The organism is Streptomyces caeruleatus (assembly GCF_001514235.1).
Taxonomy (GTDB): domain Bacteria; phylum Actinomycetota; class Actinomycetes; order Streptomycetales; family Streptomycetaceae; genus Streptomyces; species Streptomyces caeruleatus.
The window spans coordinates 874,091-890,451 of sequence record NZ_KQ948925.1 but is presented as its reverse complement, the minus strand read 5'-3'; the positions used below and the strand labels follow the sequence as shown (position 1 = coordinate 890,451).

General features: G+C 70.9%; 14 protein-coding genes and 1 pseudogene. 7 read left to right on the top strand and 8 right to left on the bottom strand.

What is annotated here, in order from left to right:
- Positions 1-191 precede the first annotated feature (191 nt).
- A complete protein-coding gene (gene tgmA / locus AQJ67_RS08715; RefSeq protein WP_048580735.1) occupies positions 192-383 on the top strand; it encodes a putative ATP-grasp-modified RiPP in 192 nt (63 codons plus the stop codon).
- A 14-nt stretch (positions 384-397) separates the two neighbouring features.
- On the top strand, positions 398-1,354 hold the full coding sequence (locus AQJ67_RS08710; protein ID WP_062717457.1) for an MvdC/MvdD family ATP grasp protein: 957 nt from the start codon (positions 398-400) through the stop codon (positions 1,352-1,354).
- A 20-nt stretch (positions 1,355-1,374) separates the two neighbouring features.
- On the opposite strand, the pseudogene AQJ67_RS08705 reads toward AQJ67_RS08710, so the two are convergent.
- The 8 genes and pseudogenes from AQJ67_RS08705 to AQJ67_RS08670 all read right to left on the bottom strand — a co-directional run bounded on the left by AQJ67_RS08705 (position 1,375) and on the right by AQJ67_RS08670 (position 10,854).
- A pseudogene (locus AQJ67_RS08705) lies at positions 1,375-2,302 on the bottom strand (substrate-binding domain-containing protein).
- A 251-nt stretch (positions 2,303-2,553) separates the two neighbouring features.
- Entirely contained in the window at positions 2,554-3,927 is a 1,374-nt protein-coding gene (locus AQJ67_RS49090) for a C40 family peptidase (RefSeq protein ID WP_062717456.1), read from the bottom strand.
- A gap of 405 nt (positions 3,928-4,332) precedes the next feature.
- Positions 4,333-5,391, bottom strand: coding sequence for an NAD-dependent epimerase/dehydratase family protein (locus AQJ67_RS08695; protein WP_062717455.1), 1,059 nt, complete (start codon positions 5,389-5,391; stop codon positions 4,333-4,335).
- 64 nt (positions 5,392-5,455) lie between these two features.
- A complete protein-coding gene (locus tag AQJ67_RS08690; RefSeq protein WP_062717454.1) occupies positions 5,456-6,715 on the bottom strand; it encodes a glucarate dehydratase family protein in 1,260 nt (419 codons plus the stop codon).
- Complete coding sequence (locus AQJ67_RS08685; protein WP_062717453.1) at positions 6,712-7,620, bottom strand: 5-dehydro-4-deoxyglucarate dehydratase; 909 nt, start codon at positions 7,618-7,620, stop codon at positions 6,712-6,714. The genes AQJ67_RS08690 and AQJ67_RS08685 overlap by 4 nt, the downstream gene beginning before the upstream one ends.
- A gap of 26 nt (positions 7,621-7,646) precedes the next feature.
- Positions 7,647-8,591 (bottom strand): carbohydrate ABC transporter permease, encoded by a 945-nt coding sequence (locus tag AQJ67_RS08680; RefSeq protein ID WP_062717452.1) that lies wholly within the window; start codon positions 8,589-8,591, stop codon positions 7,647-7,649.
- Complete coding sequence (locus tag AQJ67_RS08675; protein WP_062717451.1) at positions 8,588-9,523, bottom strand: carbohydrate ABC transporter permease; 936 nt, start codon at positions 9,521-9,523, stop codon at positions 8,588-8,590. Before AQJ67_RS08675 ends, AQJ67_RS08680 begins: the two co-directional genes overlap by 4 nt.
- Positions 9,520-10,854, bottom strand: coding sequence for an ABC transporter substrate-binding protein (locus tag AQJ67_RS08670; RefSeq protein WP_062717450.1), 1,335 nt, complete (start codon positions 10,852-10,854; stop codon positions 9,520-9,522). The genes AQJ67_RS08675 and AQJ67_RS08670 overlap by 4 nt, the downstream gene beginning before the upstream one ends.
- A 636-nt stretch (positions 10,855-11,490) precedes the next feature.
- On the opposite strand from AQJ67_RS08670, the gene AQJ67_RS08665 reads away from it, so the two are divergent.
- Genes AQJ67_RS08665 through AQJ67_RS08645 form a run of 5 tightly spaced genes read left to right on the top strand, consistent with a single transcriptional unit; the run spans position 11,491 to position 16,321 of the window.
- Positions 11,491-13,356, top strand: a complete 1,866-nt coding sequence (locus AQJ67_RS08665; RefSeq protein WP_062717449.1) for a phage tail sheath subtilisin-like domain-containing protein — start codon at positions 11,491-11,493, stop codon at positions 13,354-13,356.
- 33 nt (positions 13,357-13,389) lie between these two features.
- Positions 13,390-13,914 (top strand): phage tail protein, encoded by a 525-nt coding sequence (locus AQJ67_RS08660; protein ID WP_004003113.1) that lies wholly within the window; start codon positions 13,390-13,392, stop codon positions 13,912-13,914.
- A 27-nt stretch (positions 13,915-13,941) separates the two neighbouring features.
- Positions 13,942-14,679, top strand: a complete 738-nt coding sequence (locus AQJ67_RS08655) for a T4 family baseplate hub assembly chaperone (RefSeq protein WP_062717448.1) — start codon at positions 13,942-13,944, stop codon at positions 14,677-14,679.
- Positions 14,672-15,403 carry a hypothetical protein gene (locus tag AQJ67_RS08650; RefSeq protein ID WP_062717447.1) on the top strand — a complete coding sequence of 244 codons (732 nt, stop codon included), beginning with the start codon at positions 14,672-14,674 and terminating at the stop codon, positions 15,401-15,403. The genes AQJ67_RS08655 and AQJ67_RS08650 overlap by 8 nt, the downstream gene beginning before the upstream one ends.
- A 33-nt stretch (positions 15,404-15,436) precedes the next feature.
- Positions 15,437-16,321, top strand: coding sequence for a Pvc16 family protein (locus tag AQJ67_RS08645; protein WP_062717446.1), 885 nt, complete (start codon positions 15,437-15,439; stop codon positions 16,319-16,321).
- Positions 16,322-16,361: the final 40 nt, after the last annotated feature.

The following is a 16,361-nucleotide window of genomic DNA, read 5'->3' as shown; positions in this document are numbered from 1 at the left end:
GCGCTCCCATGAAGAACTGTGTTCCGAGAGAAGCAATGAAACGGTTCAGCGTCAAGGATCCCCGTGCGGAATTAGGTAGTCCGGTGAAGGGTGTGACGACCTTCACGTTGATGTGGCGGAAAGTGATGAATTCCTTACGCAACCAGTGCGTAAGTGACGGTAATTCACCCGCATGGCATCGGAGGTTCATGATGCGACCGTTCACCCTCAACTACGCCTTTCCCAGAGGGCTTTCCAACGCCGTGACGCCGTATCACTTCGACCCGGCCCGGCAGCTGAACGTACTGCCCGACGGCCGCCCCGCCGTCAGTGATCCGGACCTGCTGCTCGCGGTCGGCACGACGACGTCGACCGCCGGATCCGCGACCCACTTCGACGACTGACGACAGTTGCGCGCATGACCGTACTGATCCTGACGTCCGAGGAGGACGTGACCGCCGACCTGGTGGTGGCCAGGCTGCACGGGACGGGGACGCCCGTGCTGCGACTGGACCCCGCCGATCTGCCGGGCAAGGCCGTGCTGTCCGCCGACTACGCCCACGGCGACTTCGACGGGCACCTGTCGGTCAACGGGCATGTGCTCAGCATGGGCGGGCTGCGCTCCATCTGGGTGCGCAGACCCGGCGAACCCGCCGCCCACGCGGCCGACCCCTCACCGTGGCTGACCGCCGAGACCCGGCAGGCGCTGTACGGGATGCTCCACTCCGCCGCCGCACGGTGGATGAACCATCCGCGCAACGCCGACCAGGCCCGGTTGAAGCCCTGGCAGTTGAGGGTCGCCCACCTCAGCGGCTTCGCCGTGCCCCCGACGGTGTTCACGACGGCACCCCGGCTGGCGCGGGAGTTCGTCGAGGAGTACCGCGATGTCGTCGTGAAGTCGGCTTCGGGGCCGCCGCCCGGCGACCCCGCGCTGACCCTGCCGACCACTCTCATCGGCCCCGACACCGACTTCAGTGCCGTGGCCGCCGGACCCGCGCTGCTGCAGAAGTACGTCCCCAAGCGGGCCGACATCCGTCTGACCTGCGTCGGATCCCGGCTGTTCGCCGCGCGGAAGACCGCCGGACCCGACCAGGTCGACGGACGGTTCGGTGAGACGGGGCACGCCTGGGAGCCGGTTCCGGTCCCCGAGCGCATCGGCAAGGCGGTGCACGAGTACGTCACTCTGGCCGGACTGGCGTACGCCGCCTTCGACTTCGCCGAGGACTGGGACGGCATCTGGTGGTTCCTGGAGTGCAACCAGGGCGGCCAGTTCGGCTTCGTCGAGCTGGAGACCGGGCAGCCGATCGCGGCGGAGGTCGCCCTGTGGCTGGCACAGCACAGGGCGGACCGCCGCGCCTCGGACCGGCGCGGGTGACGGCCAGGAGGCCGTACGGACTACGCGGCGAGCTCCTTGCGGATGCGGTCCAGCATGAACGCCGAGGACTCCTTCGCCCGCTCCTCCCAGGCGAAGACGCAGGCCGTGGCCACGCCGTCGAAGTCCAGCTCGCGCAGCGTGCCGAAGAACGCGTCCCAGTCGACCTCCAGGTAGCCCTGGAGGTAGGGCTGCTGGTCGACGGCGAACTCGACCTTGCCGTCCTGGACGGCCGTCACCAGTTCCTTGTTGAGGTCGAAGGTGGCGATCTCGGCCTTGCTGCCGGCGTCGGAGACGGACTGCACGGCGGTCAGGGCGAACGGGGCGCCGAGGGTGACGACCTGGTCGATGGTGGAGTCCTGCTGGAGCTTGGCGGTGATCGTCGACTTCACCGAGGGCATGTCGGTGCCGTTCACGTAGAGGATGTCGGTCTTGCCCTTGAAGCCCGTCTTCAGGCCGGCGCAGCGGGCCTCCAGCGCCACGTGGCCCTGCTCCTGGATGACACAGACGGCGTGCTTGGCGCCGGTCTCGTTGAGCCGCTCACCGAAGGCGTTGCCGGCGGCCTCGGCCTCGGCCTTGCCGGTGACGGCCTTCATGGCGCTCGGCTTGGCCGCGGTGAGGGCGATGCCGTCGACCTTCTGGTCGACGGCGTTCTGCACCAGGTTGGCCTGGTTGCCGGAGCTCGGGTCGCTGGAGTAGAAGAGCTTGATGTTGTCCTTGGCCGCGGCGGCCTCGGCCCCCTTGCGGATCAGGTCCCAGAAGGTGTCGCCCGGAGCCGCGTGGGTCACCATGGCCACGGTCATCCGGGGCCATGGTGGCCTTGCTCGCCGAGGCGCCGGCGGAGCCCTCCTCGGACTGCTTCCCGCCGGAGTTGCTGGAGCATCCCGCGGCGAACTGGGCGGCGGCCAGAGCGGCGGCCGACATTGTCGCGGCTCGGTGGTGTCTGCGCATGTCCCATGCACCTCGCTGTGCTGGTCGGGGCGGGTTCTCAGGTGGGGGGAGGGTCACGGGTACCGCCCGCTGGATAACGGCTGGAGCGCTCCACGAGCGCGCTCTATCTAGTGGCAGGTGCTATGCGGTGGTCCGCAGATGATGTCAATGGGTTTGTCAGGACGTATCGACAAAGCTGAGGTCGGACGGACAAAGAGAACCACCCCGCCTGACGGGAGGCGGGGTGGTGGTGGCGGTGTTCCGTCCTGGACTCAGGCGGGCCGTATCGCGCTGTGGATCGCCGACTCGCCGGCGTAGTGGATCGACTCCTCGCGAATGGCCGCCCCCGGCCCCGGGGCGTGGATCATCATGCCGTTTCCGGAGTAGATCCCGACGTGTCCGACGTGGAAGAGGACCAGGTCGCCGGGTTCGAGGTAGGGGAGCGCGATCCCCTGGCCGGCGGTCGCCTGCTCCGGCGCGGTGCGCGGGAGGGAGATCCCGGCGGCCTTCCAAGCGGCCTGTGTGAGACCGGGCCCGTCGTACGCGTCCGGCCCCGACGTGCCCCAGACGCAGGGCTTGCCGAGCTGGGCACGCGCGAAGTCCAGGGCCCGCACGGCCCGGGTGTCCTGCCGGGCGGTCGCCGTGAGGGCGGCGCCTGTGACGGGGAGTTGGCCGGTGTCGTACGTCTGGCTCGTGCCGTAGGTCTGGCTGGTGTCGAGGGCCTGGACCTGGTCGTAGGTCTGTGCCATGACGGGGACTTGGCTCGTCGCGGGGGCGGTCAGGGGGTCGACGCTCAGGGGATCGTCGGTCGGGGCCGGTGCGGGGGTCCACGCCGTCGTGCCGGGCGGGACGGTGGTGAGATCGCCCGGTCCCTGGGTGCGCAGCGCGTCCCACTGCGTCTCGGCCGAGGGCTGGACCTGGGTTGCCGTGCTGCTCCAGGTGTCGGCGGCGGGCAGGGCTCCGACGGCCGTGAGCGAGGTGCCCTGCCGTGCGGTGTGCAGGGACAGCAACTCGCGGGCCTCGGCGAGCTTGCGCTGGTTGCGCTCCTTGGACGTTCGCAGCGAGGACCGCTGTCGGGGTTCGGCCGAGGCTTCGGCGGTCTCCCGCGACGGCTCGGGAGCGGCCGGCAGGGCGGTGACGGGCCCGGCCGTCAGTTCGGCCACCGCGGCCGACGCGGTGGCCGGTCCGGACGTCAACTCGGCGACAGGTGCCGCGGGGAGCTCCAGGGCGGGGCGGCCGTCGCCCGTGCGAGGGGCCGGGGTTCCGGTGGAGCGGGCCGGCGTCGTGTCGGTCGGCAGCACGGCCCGCACGGTCGGGCCCATCGTGGAGCGGGCCACGTCGAACCACTGCCGGGCGAGGCTGTCCAGCGCGGGGTCACCGCGCCCGCTGTCGGCGCTGCGGGCTGCGGAGGGCCCGCGTCCGGCGGCCGTCGGCCGGTCGGCGCGTTTGCGGGGGCCGGTCGCCGAGGCACGGGTGGCGTTGAAGGTCCCCGTGTCGGACTCGGCCTGGTCGTAGAGGGAGCTGACGCGTCGGCTGACCTCCTCGCGGCTCGGTGACTCGTCCGCGGCCGAAGGGGCGGCGTTGGCCGTCTGGGCGAGCAGGGCCACCGAGGTGAGGGCTGCCGACGCGAGTGCGGAATTGCGCATGCCAGGGAGGCTCAGAGCCCCCGGGCGCGCGCTGCGTTCCGGCGCCATGGGCGACGTACTCCTTCCGTGCTCCGCCTACCGGGTTAGCGGTGGGGGTGCCCCCAGGCCGTTCAGGCTCTGGGGGAGGGTTCGGGCCGTTGTTCCGGAAGGTGTGCCCTACGGCCCTTGCCCCAAAGGGCAGTTGGGCCGATTCACCCCGAGTTCGGTGGGTCCCCGGCTCCAGTGAACCCTCGCGGGTACACCGGACTCGGCGGAGGCCGCGCGTCCCGGCGGGGTTCGCCGGAGGTCGTCGTGCGGTCCGATGCGTAACCTAACGAACTTGTGAGGCCCCCGTGAAGATTGACATGTGAAATGTCCGATACGTTTTTGTGACCTTCGACGCTCGGCGTGGTGGGGCGCCCGAAGTCACTGCGCGGCGCGGCGGTTTCGCCACGCTTCGTAGTGGTCCAGGAGCGTCTGCTCGATCGGACGGTAGGTGATGCCCAGTTCGCTCACGCTGCGGCTGTTGTCCACCCGGAACCGGATGCCGAGGTGTTTGCGGATGTAGTCCTGGGTCAGCCCGAAGGCGGGCCCGAGGACACGGACCGGCCAGTGGGGGAGCGCGGTGCGCGGAAGGCGGAGGTCGTGGGGGTGGCGGGTCCGGATCACGCGGGACATCTCGTGGAACGACGTCATGGTCGGGGCGGCGAGGATGTAACGGCCGTGCGCGTCCGGGTTCTCCGCCGCCGCGATGTGGGCGTCGGCCACGTCGCGCACGTCCACCGTGGTGAAGCTGAAGTCCGGGGCGCCGTAGAAGAAGTAGCCCTTGAACAGCTCGTCCAGCAGGAAGAGGCTTCCGGACTCCGAGGCGGGGGTGAGGGAGGGGCCCAGGATCAGGCCGGGGTTCACCGACACCATGCGCCAACGGTCCTGCGCGGCCTCCGCGTCCCACGCCGCGCGCTCCGCGACCGTCTTCGCGTAGTGGTACGGGTTGTTCTCCATGGTGCTGGTGGTGTTGAAGTACCGCTCCGACAGCACCGCGTCGTCCATGGCCAGTACGTCGGTGTAGTCGCCGAAGACCGCGCCCACCGTGGACGTGAGGACCAGCCGCTCGACGGTGGGCGTGCGCTCGACGGCCGCCAGTACGTTGCGTGTGCCCAGCAGGGCCGGGTCGACCATGTCCCGGCGGCCGTCCTTGATCTTCTCCGGCATCCGGAACGGCGAGGCCACATGGAACACCACCCGGCAGCCGGCCGTCGCCGCGTCGAAGGAGCCCTCGGTCAGCAAGTCGGCCTCGAACAGCCGGAGCCGGTCCGGATGGGCCTCCTGCATCTCCCGCAGGGGCCGTACCTTCGCGGTGTCGGCCATGTCTCGCACGGTGGCATGGACCAGGTAGCCGCGCTCCAGCAGTCGCTTGACCAGATGACTGCCGACGAACCCGCTGCCCCCGGTCACCAACACGCTCGCCGAACCGTCCTCGCCCACGCGCTCACCCCTCCGGTCGTGCGGTCGGGGCCACCCTAAGGGGCCCCGACCGCCCTGTCCCGAATCACCAGCGCGGCAGCCGCAGTTCGTACTCCGGGTGGATCCGCCGCATGTAACCCGTATCGTCCCGGCTGCGTACGCCCGACTCCACGTACAGCCGGTGCAGCCGGTCGAGGGCGTCGTGGTCGAGCTCGACGCCGAGACCGGGCCCGGTCGGGACCGCGACCGCTCCGTCACGCAGCTCCAGTACACCGGGGACGATCACGTCGTCGGCGGAGTTCCACGGGTAGTGCGTGTCGCAGGAGTGGTCGAGGTTGGGGATGGCCGCCGCCACATGGGTCATCGCGGCGAGGCTGATCCCCAGGTGCGAGTTGGAGTGCATCGACAGGGCGATACCGAACGCCTCGCAGACCGCCGCCAGTTCACGGGTGCGGCGCAGTCCGCCCCAGTAGTGGTGGTCGGTGAGGAGCACCTGGATCGCGTTCTGCTCGATCGCCGGACGCAGATGCTCCCAGGCGATCACGCACATGTTGGTGGCGAGCGGGAGCGGTGAGCCCTTCGCCACCTCCGCCATGCCCGGGATCGTCGCGGTCGGGTCCTCCAGGTACTCCAGGACGCCGTCCAGCTCACGGGCGACGTACCGCGAAGTCTCCACTGTCCAGGCGACGTTGGGGTCCAGCCGCAGCGGCTGCCCGGGGAAGGCCTCCGCGAGCGCCTTGATCGCCGCGATCTCCTCGTCGGGCGGGAAGACCCCGCCCTTGAGCTTGAACGACTCGAACCCGTACCGCTGTTGCATCAGCCGGGCCTGCTCGACGATCCCGGCCGGGTCCAGCGCCTCGCCCCAGTCGTCACCCACGGCCACGCGGCCGTCGAGGGCCGGGTGTTCGGCCCACTTGTAGAAGAGGTACGCCGCGAACGGCACGGAGTCGCGGACCTTGCCGCCGAGCAGGTCGCTGACCGGGCGGTCGAGCAGCTTGCCCTGGGCGTCGAGGCAGGCGACCTCGACCGCCGAGGTGGTCCAGCCGCGCTCGTGGGAGCTGGGCACCGTGGGCAGCAGCGCGGCGTCGATCGCGGCGGTGACGGCCGTGGTGTCGAAGACGTCCATGCCGACGACGACCTTCGCCGCCGCGTGCAGCCGCTCCAGGCGGGCGACGCCGCCCGGCGACTCGCCGAGGCCCACCGTGCCGTCCTCCAGGACGAGTTGGAGGATGACGCGCAGGGCGAGCGGCTCGTGGACGCCGTTGGAGTTGAGCAGGGGCGGGTCGCGGAAGGCGATCGGGGTGACGATCAGCTCGCGGATGCGGGTGCCGACGGTGGTGCTCATGCGCGGACCGCCTCCAGAGCGTGGTCGATCAGTTTCGCGAGCCGGGCGACATGCTCCGGTGTGGGGTCGACCAGCGGCGCGCGGACACCGCCGACGTCGAGGCCGCGGAGGGTCACTCCGGCCTTGACCAGCGCCACGGCGTAGCCGGGGACCTCGTCGCGGAGTTCGACGAGGGGGCCGTAGAACTCGTCCAGCAGGGTCGTCACCAGGTCGCGGTCGTCGCGGGCCAGCGCCTGGTGGAAGGCCAGCGCGATCTCCGGGGCGAAGGCGAAGACGGCCGAGGAGTACAGGTCGACGCCGATGCCCTGGTAGGCGGGCGCGGTCATCTCGGCGGTGGGCAGGCCGTTGAAGAACTGGAAGTCCGCTCCGCCGGGCACGGCGCGTACGGCCCGGACGATGCGGTGCATCCGCTCGATGTCGCCGAGGCCGTCCTTGAGGCCGACGACCTTCGGCAGGGCGGCGATCTCGGCCGCCGTGGTCTCGGTGAGGCGGGCGGTGCCGCGCTGGTAGAAGATCACCGGCAGGTCGGTCGCGGCGGTGACCTCCTCGACGTACCGCACCAGGCCCTGCTGCGGCGCCGTCACCAGGTACGGCGGCAGCAGCAGGATGCCGTCGGCGCCGGCCCGTGCGACGCGGCCGGCCTGGTCGCGGGCCACCGGGGGCGGGCCGCCCGCCGCCGCCAGGACGGGGACGCGGCCGGCGGTCGTCTCGACGGCGATCCGCGTCGCGCGCTCGATCTCGTCGGACGTCAGGGCGTGGAACTCGCCGGTGCCGCAGGCGACGAACACGCCGCCCGCGCCCGCCGCGACTCCGGCCTCGATGTGCTGGGCCAGCCGTGCCTCGTCCAGTGACCCGTCCGCGCCGAACGGCGTGACGGGGAAGAACAGCACTCCTTGGAACTTCATGTCTCTCTCACACGTGGGGGTAGGGGTCAGCCCTTGGTGGCGCCGGCGGCGATGCCGGTGACCAACGAGCGCTGGAGGAGCAGATAGACGATCAGGCTGGGGATCAGGGCGATGACCGCACCGGCCAGGACCACCCCGGAGCCGACCTGGGGGTCGGTGCGCAGGATGGACAGGGCGACGGTGACCGTGTAGTCGGTGGGGTCCTTGGCGGCGATCAGGGGCAGCAGGTACTGGTCCCAGATCATGATGAAGCCGAGCACGCCGGCCACGCCGAGCGCGGGCTTGCACAGCGGCAGGACGACCTGCCAGAGCATCCTGAGCTCGCCCACGCCGTCGAGGCGGGCGGCTTCCTCGATCTCGGCCGGGATGTCCCGCATGAACTCGGTCAGCATCATCACCGAGAAGCCCCAGGCGCCCAGCGGCAGGATGACGCCCCAGACGGTGCCCTTGAGGTCCAGGTGGACCACGGGGACGTCGCCGAGGACCAGCGACAGCGGGATCGCGATGACCTCCTCGGGGAGCATCAGCGTCATCATGAACAGCATCATGATCAGCGCCTGCCCGCGGAACCGGTGCCGGGCCAGCGCGTAGGCGGCCAGCGTGCACACCACGAGCTGGAGCAGCAGCCCGCCGCCCGCGATGACGAGGGAGTTGCCGAGGTAGTCCCAGATGCCGCGCTCGCCCGCCACGGTGAAGTTCGACAGCGTGCTGTCGTGCGGCAGGAACGACAGCGAGGAGCCGCTGGGGTTGGTGGTGAAGGCGCCCGAGAAGATGGTCAGGAACGGCGCCGCGAAGACGCCGAGGGCGATCAGACAGAGCAGGACGCGCAGCGCCCAGGCGAGGCCGGGCTTGTCGTTCCAGCCGAGGGCGGTGTCGAAGCGGGCCGGGGTGGTCCGCTGTGCCTTGGTGCTCCGTCCGGCCGGGGAGTCAGGGGCCGCCGGCCGGACGGGGTCGATGACGGGGGCGCTCATCGCGCGTCTCCCCTCTTGCGGAGGTAGTTGATCGTGACGGTGAGCAGCAGCGTCACGCAGAGCAGGACGACCGAGGCCGCGGAGGCGCCGCCGATGTCGTTGCGGGTGAAGCCCAGGGTGTAGGCGCGGGTGATCCAGACGTCGGTGGACCCGGCCGGGCCGCCGCCCGTCAGGACGTAGACCTCGGTGAACACGCGCAGCCCGCGGATCGTGGCGAGTGTGAGCACGATGACGAGCGCCGGACGGATCGCGGGAATCGTGATGTACCGCAGCCGCTGCCACAGCGAGACGCCGTCCATCGCCGCCGCCTCGTACAGCGAGCGGTCCACGCCCGCGAGACCGGCCAGGAGGATCACCATGTTGTACGGGGCCCAGATCCAGATGCCCATCACCATCGTCGAGTACAGCGCGATGTTCGGGTTGTCGAGGAACTGGACGGGGCCGAGCCCGAGGAGGTGCAGGCCGCTGTTGAGGAGGCCGTCGGAGGTCGGGTAGTACATCAGCCGCCACAGCTCGCCGACGACCGCGGTGGCCGTGACGGCGGGCAGGAAGACGGCGGTCCGCAGGATCTTCAGCGAGCGGGCCTGGCCCTCCAGGAGCAGCGCGAGGGCGAACCCGAGGAGGATCGCGCCGACCGACTGCCCGATGCCCAGGATCAGGGTGTGCCCGATGGCGTCCTGGAAGCGGTGGTCGGTCAGGACCCTCGTGTAGTTGTCGAGACCGACCCAGCGGTCGCCGAGGAAGGGCCGTACGTCGAAGAAGCTCAGCCAGATGCCCTTGGCCATCGGCCAGAACTTGAAGACGAGGGCGAGCAGCAGACCCGGAGCCAGAAAGAGCCACGGGACTACGGCCTTCTTGTCGAAGGCCCTCTTGTGCGGGCCCCTCTTGTCGAGGCCTCTGCGTGCCGCGGGGGCGGGGACGGTAGCGGTCATTTCAGCAGGTCCTGGTCCTTGAGGTCACCGGCGAGGGTGTCGTTGAGCTCTCCCAGCTGCGAGCGGACGTCGCCGCCGCAGTACGTGAAGATCGAGTTGAGCGCGTCGGCGGTGTCCTGCTTGATCGGGGCGAAGCTCGGCGCGTTCGGGAACTGCTGGGAGGCGTCCTCGTACGCCTTCTGCACGACCCCCCAGCGGGCGTCGTCGCGGACCTTCGCCGCGTCCAGCGTGGAGTTCACGGGGATACGGACGACGGGCTGGTGGCCGTCGACGCTGGTCATGGCGATCTTCTGACCCTCGGGAGAGACCAGGAACGCGGCCAGCGCCCGCTCCTGCTTGTCCTTGCCGGTCCTGGCGCCGAGATAGACGTTCTCGCCTTCGGCCAGCACATCGCCGCCAGCCGGGCCCGCCGGGGCGGGGACGACCTCGTACTTGTCCTTGCCGAGCGTGCCGTCGAACGTCGTGATGTTGTACGGGCCGGTCATGTACATCCCGGCGTTGCCGTCCTGGAAGTTGGTAGCCGTCGACGTGACGGCGGTGATCGCGCCGGGCTGGAGGACCCCCTTCTCGCCGCAGAAGAGGTTGTCCTTCATCCAGGTCACGGTGTTGACCGCGGCGGCCGAGTCCATGGCCGGGGTGTACCTGCCCTTGCCGTCGGGCTCGATGAGCTTGGCGCCGCCCTGCCACAGGAAGCTGGAGCTCCACCAGGCCGCGTAGCCGTTCTGGGCGCTGCCCGGGGCCACGATGCCGTAGGTGTCGGCCTTGCCGTCGCCGTCCGGGTCCTCGGTGGCGAAGGCCTTGGCGACGGAGAGCATCTCCTGCCAGGTCGTCGGCACCTCGAGCCCGAGCTTCTTCAGCCAGTCCGTCCGGATCATCAGGGTCATGGCCTGGCGGGAGTACGGTACGCCGTAGTGCTTCCCGTCGATGCCGACGGTGGACGACCAGGACTTGTCGGTGATCTGGTCACCGCCGGTGATCGACGCGGGGTCGATCGGCTTGAGCAGCCCCTGGCTCTGGTAGCTGCCCATCAGCGCGGTGTCGTTGATCATGACGTCCGGCAGGTCCTTGGTGGACGCGCGGCTCTGGAGCTGTTGGTCGAAGTTGATGACCGGCTGGTAGTCGATCTTGATGCCGGTCTTCTTGGTGAAGGCGGCGAAGACCCGGTCGTAGGTGGCGGCGGAGTCCGGATCGCTCCGGGTCCATACCTCCAGCGTGTTCGGGTCGTCGCTGCTCGCGCTGCCGGAACCGGAGCCGCATGCGGCCGTTCCGAACGCGAGCGCCGTGGCGACGAGCAGGGCGGCCGGGCGGCGACGTCGTCGGTGATCCCGCATGGACACACTCCGTTGGATCTGGAGTTCATGTACGTGAACTCGCTTCACGCATCTAAATGATGCGCCAAGCTACGAATGGTTTCAGCCGTATGTCAAGACATGGAGGTGAGATTTCACCGGCTCTATAGGGGGTGGGTCGCGGGCGGCGGGGTTGTCGTCACCCCCGGAAAACCGGCCACGGCACGATGTGTGCGACTCGGGGAGACCGTACGTCCGTGCGACCAGTCGAACAACGTGGGCGGGGCCACTCGGTCGCGGGTCGGGGTCCCTCCGGGGCTCCTCGGTGACACCTCTGTGCGGAATCTGTGAACCAGCTGCCCGGGGCGCGCAGGCGGGATGTGCGGATGCCGGGAGGGGGTCTTCACAAAACCCCCTCCCGGGGTGGCCTGAAGGCGCCTTGTTCGGTCAACTCCGAACGCATCAAGGTGGGTTGAGCACTTGAGCATCAGGAGTCACAAGCGCGTTTGCTTGAGCCGTGCGGCCGAACGCCGGCGGTGATGACGGGGGAAACTGGTGCGGTGCACGTGATGACGTCGCCCGTGTGAGTGGCGTTTTCGTGCCCCGGGTCGGGAATGCCTCCCTCTGCCATCTCTTGGTGCCTTTGTCCGGTACCCGGAACAGGGATAAGGAGGGGGAATGCCGATGAGCGCGGTCAGCGCCGCAAAGCCGACGTATCCCGGCGTCTACGTCGAGGAACTCCCCAGCAGCACCCGCACGATCTCGACCCTGACCACGTCCGTGACCGCCTTCGTGGGGCACACCCGGCGTGGTCCGCTGAACGAGCCGGTACGCGTCACCAGCTTCACGGAGTTCGAGCGCCGCTTCGGGGGCCTGAGCGCCCAGAGCGCCGTCGGCTACGCGGTCCACCAGTTCTTCGGCAACGGCGGCACCGTCGCGGTGATCGTCCGCGTCGCCAAGGCCGGCAGCGGCAAGGCCGCCTGCGTCACCCTCAAGTCCACCGAGGGCCACAGCGAGGGCCCGGCCCTCGAAGTGCACGCCAAGGAACCCGGCCTCTGGGGCAACGGCCTGCGCGTCGCCGTCGACCACGACACCCCGTGCCCCGACGAGACCTTCAACCTCCGCGTCTACGACGCCAAGGGCGACGCCCGCGAGAGCTTCACGGGCCTGTCCATGGACGCCGCCAACGGCCGCTACGCGCAGACCGTGATCAACGCCGCCTCGAAGCTGATCCGCGTCGAGGTCGTCGGCGAGGGCCGCCCCGACCCGTCCGGCACCGTCTCCAAGCCCTTCGGCGACGCACTCCCGAACCTGGCCGTCGACCTGACGGTCAAGATCGGCGAGGTGGAGCGCGAGTTCACCCTCTACGACCCCGACTGCGACGGCGAAGCCCCTTGCAGCGTCGCCGAGTTGGCGCTGCTGCTGGAGCGCAAGCTGCGCGCCCTGCCCGACGCGCCCGGCAAGCACGCGTTCGCCGGCGCCGAGGTCACCGCCTTCGGCCGCCGCATCCAGGTCGTCGCCGGCTCCACCGACCCCGAGGACGTCGTCCGCTTCCTCGGCGAGTGCGCCAACGACCTCGGCCTGGAGGCCTCCGTCAACCCGCCGGTCTTCCCGCTGGAGGGCGGCGAGGACGGCGCGGCGCCCGGACCGCGCGACCTCATCGGCTCAGAGGGCGACAAGACCGGCATCCAGGCGCTGCGCGGCGTCGCCGACGTCAACCTGCTGGCGCTGCCCGAGCTCGCCGCGTACGAGAAGACCGAGGACGCCCTCACCGTCATCTCGGCCGCCCAGCGGCTGTGCGCCGAGCGCCGGATCTTCCTGCTGGTCGACGCCCCGAGCACCTGGGTCAGCGTCGACACCGCACGCGCCGGGCTCGCCGCCTTCGACGCCGTACGCGGCAACCACGCGGGCCTGTACTTCCCGCACCTCCAGCTCACCGACCCGCTCACGGGCCGGCTGCGCTCCTTCCCGCCGTCCGGCGCGGTCGCCGGCGTCATCGCCCGCACCGACTCCGAGCGCGGCGTGTGGAAGGCCCCCGCCGGCACCGAGGCGCGGCTCGCGGGCGTGCACTCGCTCACCGTCAACCTCACCGACCGTGAGACCGGCCTGCTCAACCCGCTCGGCGTCAACGTCCTGCGGACGTTCCCGCTCACCGGCCCCGTCGTCTGGGGCGCGCGCACGCTGGAGGGCTCCGACGCGCTGGACAGCGAGTGGAAGTACGTGCCGGTGCGCCGGCTCGCCCTCCATGTGGAGGAGAGCCTCCAGCGCGGCCTGCAGTGGGTGGTGTTCGAGCCCAACGACGAGAACCTGTGGCAGCAGATCCGGCTCGCCGCCTCCTCGTACCTGCACACGCTCTTCCGCCAGGGCGCCTTCAAGGGCGGCACCCCGCGCGAGGCGTACTTCGTCAAGTGCGACAGCGACACGACGACCACCGAGGACATCGAGAACGGCATCGTCAACGTCCTCGTCGGCATCGCACCGGTCCGGCCGGCGGAGTTCGTGATCGTCAAAATCCAGCAGACGTCCGGGCAGTTCGCGCTCTAGGCGCCGGGAATCGTGGAGAACTGAAGGAATCCGATGGCTGAGTTCACGGTCAACGCGCATCGCTTCGACCCCTACAAGAACTTCAAGTTCCTGGTCCTGTGGGACGGTCGCACGGTCGCCGGCATCAGCAAGATCAGTCCGCTGAAGCGGACGACGGAGGTCGTCAAGCACCGCCACGGCGGCGACCCCTCGTCGCCCCGCAAGTCGCCGGGCCGCTCCGAGTTCGAGGGCATCACCCTGGAGCGCGGCGTCACCCACGACCCCGAGTTCGACCGCTGGGCCAACAAGGTCTGGCAGGTCGGCGCGGGCCTCGGCTCCGAGGTGTCCCTCGCGGACTTCCGCAAGGACATAGTGATCCAGGTCCTCAACGAAGCCGGCCAGGTCGCCGTCTCGCACAAGCTGTACCGGACCTGGCCCAGCGAGTACCAGGTACTCGGCGAGCTCGACGCCAACGCCAACGCGGTGGCCATCCAGTCGCTGAAGCTGGAGTGCGAGGGCTGGGAGCGGGACTACGAGGTGCCCGAGCCGGAGGAGCCCTCCTTCCTCAACCCGGCCTGAGCGACGGGTAGTCGAGGGGGGGACGAGATGGCGATCACCGGGGCGGCCGAGCTGCTGGCCACCTGGGAGGCGGGGCTCGCCGAGGCATCGACGGGGCGCGCCCTGCTGCTGCACCGCACGGCGCGCCCGGACGTCGACGCCGCGACCCTTCCGGTGCTGCCGGTGGGGGAGCGCGAGGCCGACCTGTTCGCGCTGCGCCGCGCCCTGTTCGGGGAGCGGATGCAGGTGCGGCTGGCGTGCTCGGCGTGCGGGGCGGACATGGAGTTCGACCTGGACGCCGGGGAGTTCGCACGCTCGCTCGGCGGTCCGGGCGGGCCCGGTGACTCCGTCGTGCGGGTCCGGCAGGACGGCTGGGACGTGGAGTTCAGGCTGCCCGGTGTCGCCGACCTGACGGCGGCGGCCCGGGCGGCGGACCCGCGTGCGGCCCTGCTCGCCCGGTGCCTCGTCTCGGCGGTGCGCGACGGTACGGCGGCGGTCGCCGGCGACCTGCCGGTCCCGGTCCAGCGCCGGATCGCCGAGGCGGTCGAGGCCGCCGACCCGGGGGCCGACGTCACGCTCAACATCGCCTGCCCCGAGTGCGGCGAGGCCACCCGGGCCGAGCTGGACATCGCGTCCTACCTGTGGACCGAACTGGACGCCTGGGCAAGGGACCTGCTGCTCGACGTCCATCTGCTCGCCACGTCGTACGGCTGGAGCGAGCCGGAGATCCTGGCGCTCAGCCCGCTGCGGCGCCGCTACTACCTGGAGCTGTGTGCGGATGTCTGACGCCGACGGGGCGCCGGTGCCCGACTTCCTCGACCGGCTGATCGCCCGGCACACCCCGGCCGCCGCCGGAAACCGCCCGGGCGTGGTCCGGGTACGACCCCGGCTGCCCGGCCCGTTCGAGCGGGTCGAGGCGGTACGGAGCACGGCACCGGACCCGGACGACGGCACCGACCTGCTGTGGCCCGCCACCACACCGTCCGCCGTACGGCAGGGGGAGGCGACGCGCCCCGCGACGCCCCCGGCCCGGTCGCACACGGAACGGGAACGCACGGTCGTACGCACCGAACGCGCCCCGGCCGACCCGGCACCGCGGCCCCTGCCCGAGACACCCCTGCTGCGCCCCGTCGCGCCGCTCGCCGCCGAGCCCCGGCCGACGCCCGACGCCGTACAGCGGGCGTCGGGCCGCGGACGTCCCGAGCGGGGCGCTGCCCAGACCGCGGCGGCCGTTCCCATCCCCCCGGGGACGGACGCCGCTCCCGCTGCCGTGTCCGCGGCGCTGCGCCCCAGCGCCGCGGACACGGCGGCAGCCCGGGACGCGGTACGACAGGCCGGCGCGCGGCGCCCGTCGCGGACGCCCGAGCAGGTGGTGCAGGTGCAGATCGGGCGGCTGGAGGTGACGGCGGGACCGTCGCCGTCCGGCGGCCCCCGCAAGCGCACGCCGGCGACGGAGCGACCGGGCGCGACCCTGAGCCTGGCCGACTATCTGGCGCGAGGGCGGGAGTGACATGACAGACCGAGGAACCGAGGAACCGACGCCATGAGCAACGCACTCGCCATCGCCCATGTCACCCAGGCCCTCGCCCTGCTGCTCGCGTCCAACGTGGGCCCGGAGTTCGACGAGGCCGTGAAGGTGGAGCCGCACAAGCCGCCGACGGAGCCGCCGGACCATCCCACCCTCAACGTGTTCCTCTACCAGGTCACGCCCAACACCTCGATGCGCAACAACGACCTGCCGACCCGGGCCTTTGACGGCAGGCTGGTGAAGCGGCCGGCCGCCGCGCTGGACCTGCACTACCTCATCACCGCGTACGGCGACGAGACGACCCTGGTCGGCCAGCGGCTCATCGGCTCCGTGGTGCGCACCCTGCACGAGATCCCGATCCTGCCGCAGGACGTCATCGAGGAGACCGGTCACCTCCCGCACCTCGCGGACAGCGATCTCGCCGAAGCGGCCCAGCGGGTGCGGTTCACCCCCACGGTCATGGACATCGACGAGACGTCGAAGCTGTGGGGGATGCTCTACCAGACGCCGTACTCGCTGTCGGTGGTCTACCAGGCGACCCTCGTCCTCATCGACGGACGCGAGAAGCCCGTCCCGGCGAAGCCCGTGGAGCGGCCGGACGTCCGGGTCCTGCCGTTCGGGGCGCCCGGGGCGCCGGTCCCCCCGGGGGCCGGGGCGAGGGCCGAGGAGCCGTCGGCGACAGGTCCCGCGAGCGAGGCCGCGGACGGCGAGGCGGCGGCTCCCGCCCGGCCGGGAGGCCAGGCCCTCGTCGAGCAGCAGGCCCCGGCCGCCGCCAAGAAGGCCGCGAAGACCGTCGCGAAGGCCCCGGCCCGCACCCGTAAGGCGCCCGCCCGCACCCCCCGTTCGACTCGCTCCGGCCCGCGGAAGGCGGACGACGCCGACGACAGGACCGAGCAGTGAACCGAGCAGTGCCACGGGACGGACACGACGGGGGCAGGTG

Coding starts and splice junctions, on each gene's coding strand:
- tgmA (WP_048580735.1), top strand. CDS start 192: ATGCGACCGTTCACCCTCAACTACGCCTTTCCCAGAGGGCTTTCCAAC.
- AQJ67_RS08710 (WP_062717457.1), top strand. CDS start 398: ATGACCGTACTGATCCTGACGTCCGAGGAGGACGTGACCGCCGACCTG.
- AQJ67_RS49090 (WP_062717456.1), bottom strand. CDS start 3,927: ATGCGCAATTCCGCACTCGCGTCGGCAGCCCTCACCTCGGTGGCCCTG.
- AQJ67_RS08690 (WP_062717454.1), bottom strand. CDS start 6,715: ATGAGCACCACCGTCGGCACCCGCATCCGCGAGCTGATCGTCACCCCG.
- AQJ67_RS08685 (WP_062717453.1), bottom strand. CDS start 7,620: ATGAAGTTCCAAGGAGTGCTGTTCTTCCCCGTCACGCCGTTCGGCGCG.
- AQJ67_RS08680 (WP_062717452.1), bottom strand. CDS start 8,591: ATGAGCGCCCCCGTCATCGACCCCGTCCGGCCGGCGGCCCCTGACTCC.
- AQJ67_RS08675 (WP_062717451.1), bottom strand. CDS start 9,523: ATGACCGCTACCGTCCCCGCCCCCGCGGCACGCAGAGGCCTCGACAAG.
- AQJ67_RS08670 (WP_062717450.1), bottom strand. CDS start 10,854: ATGCGGGATCACCGACGACGTCGCCGCCCGGCCGCCCTGCTCGTCGCC.
- AQJ67_RS08665 (WP_062717449.1), top strand. CDS start 11,491: ATGCCGATGAGCGCGGTCAGCGCCGCAAAGCCGACGTATCCCGGCGTC.
- AQJ67_RS08660 (WP_004003113.1), top strand. CDS start 13,390: ATGGCTGAGTTCACGGTCAACGCGCATCGCTTCGACCCCTACAAGAAC.
- AQJ67_RS08655 (WP_062717448.1), top strand. CDS start 13,942: ATGGCGATCACCGGGGCGGCCGAGCTGCTGGCCACCTGGGAGGCGGGG.
- AQJ67_RS08650 (WP_062717447.1), top strand. CDS start 14,672: ATGTCTGACGCCGACGGGGCGCCGGTGCCCGACTTCCTCGACCGGCTG.
- AQJ67_RS08645 (WP_062717446.1), top strand. CDS start 15,437: ATGAGCAACGCACTCGCCATCGCCCATGTCACCCAGGCCCTCGCCCTG.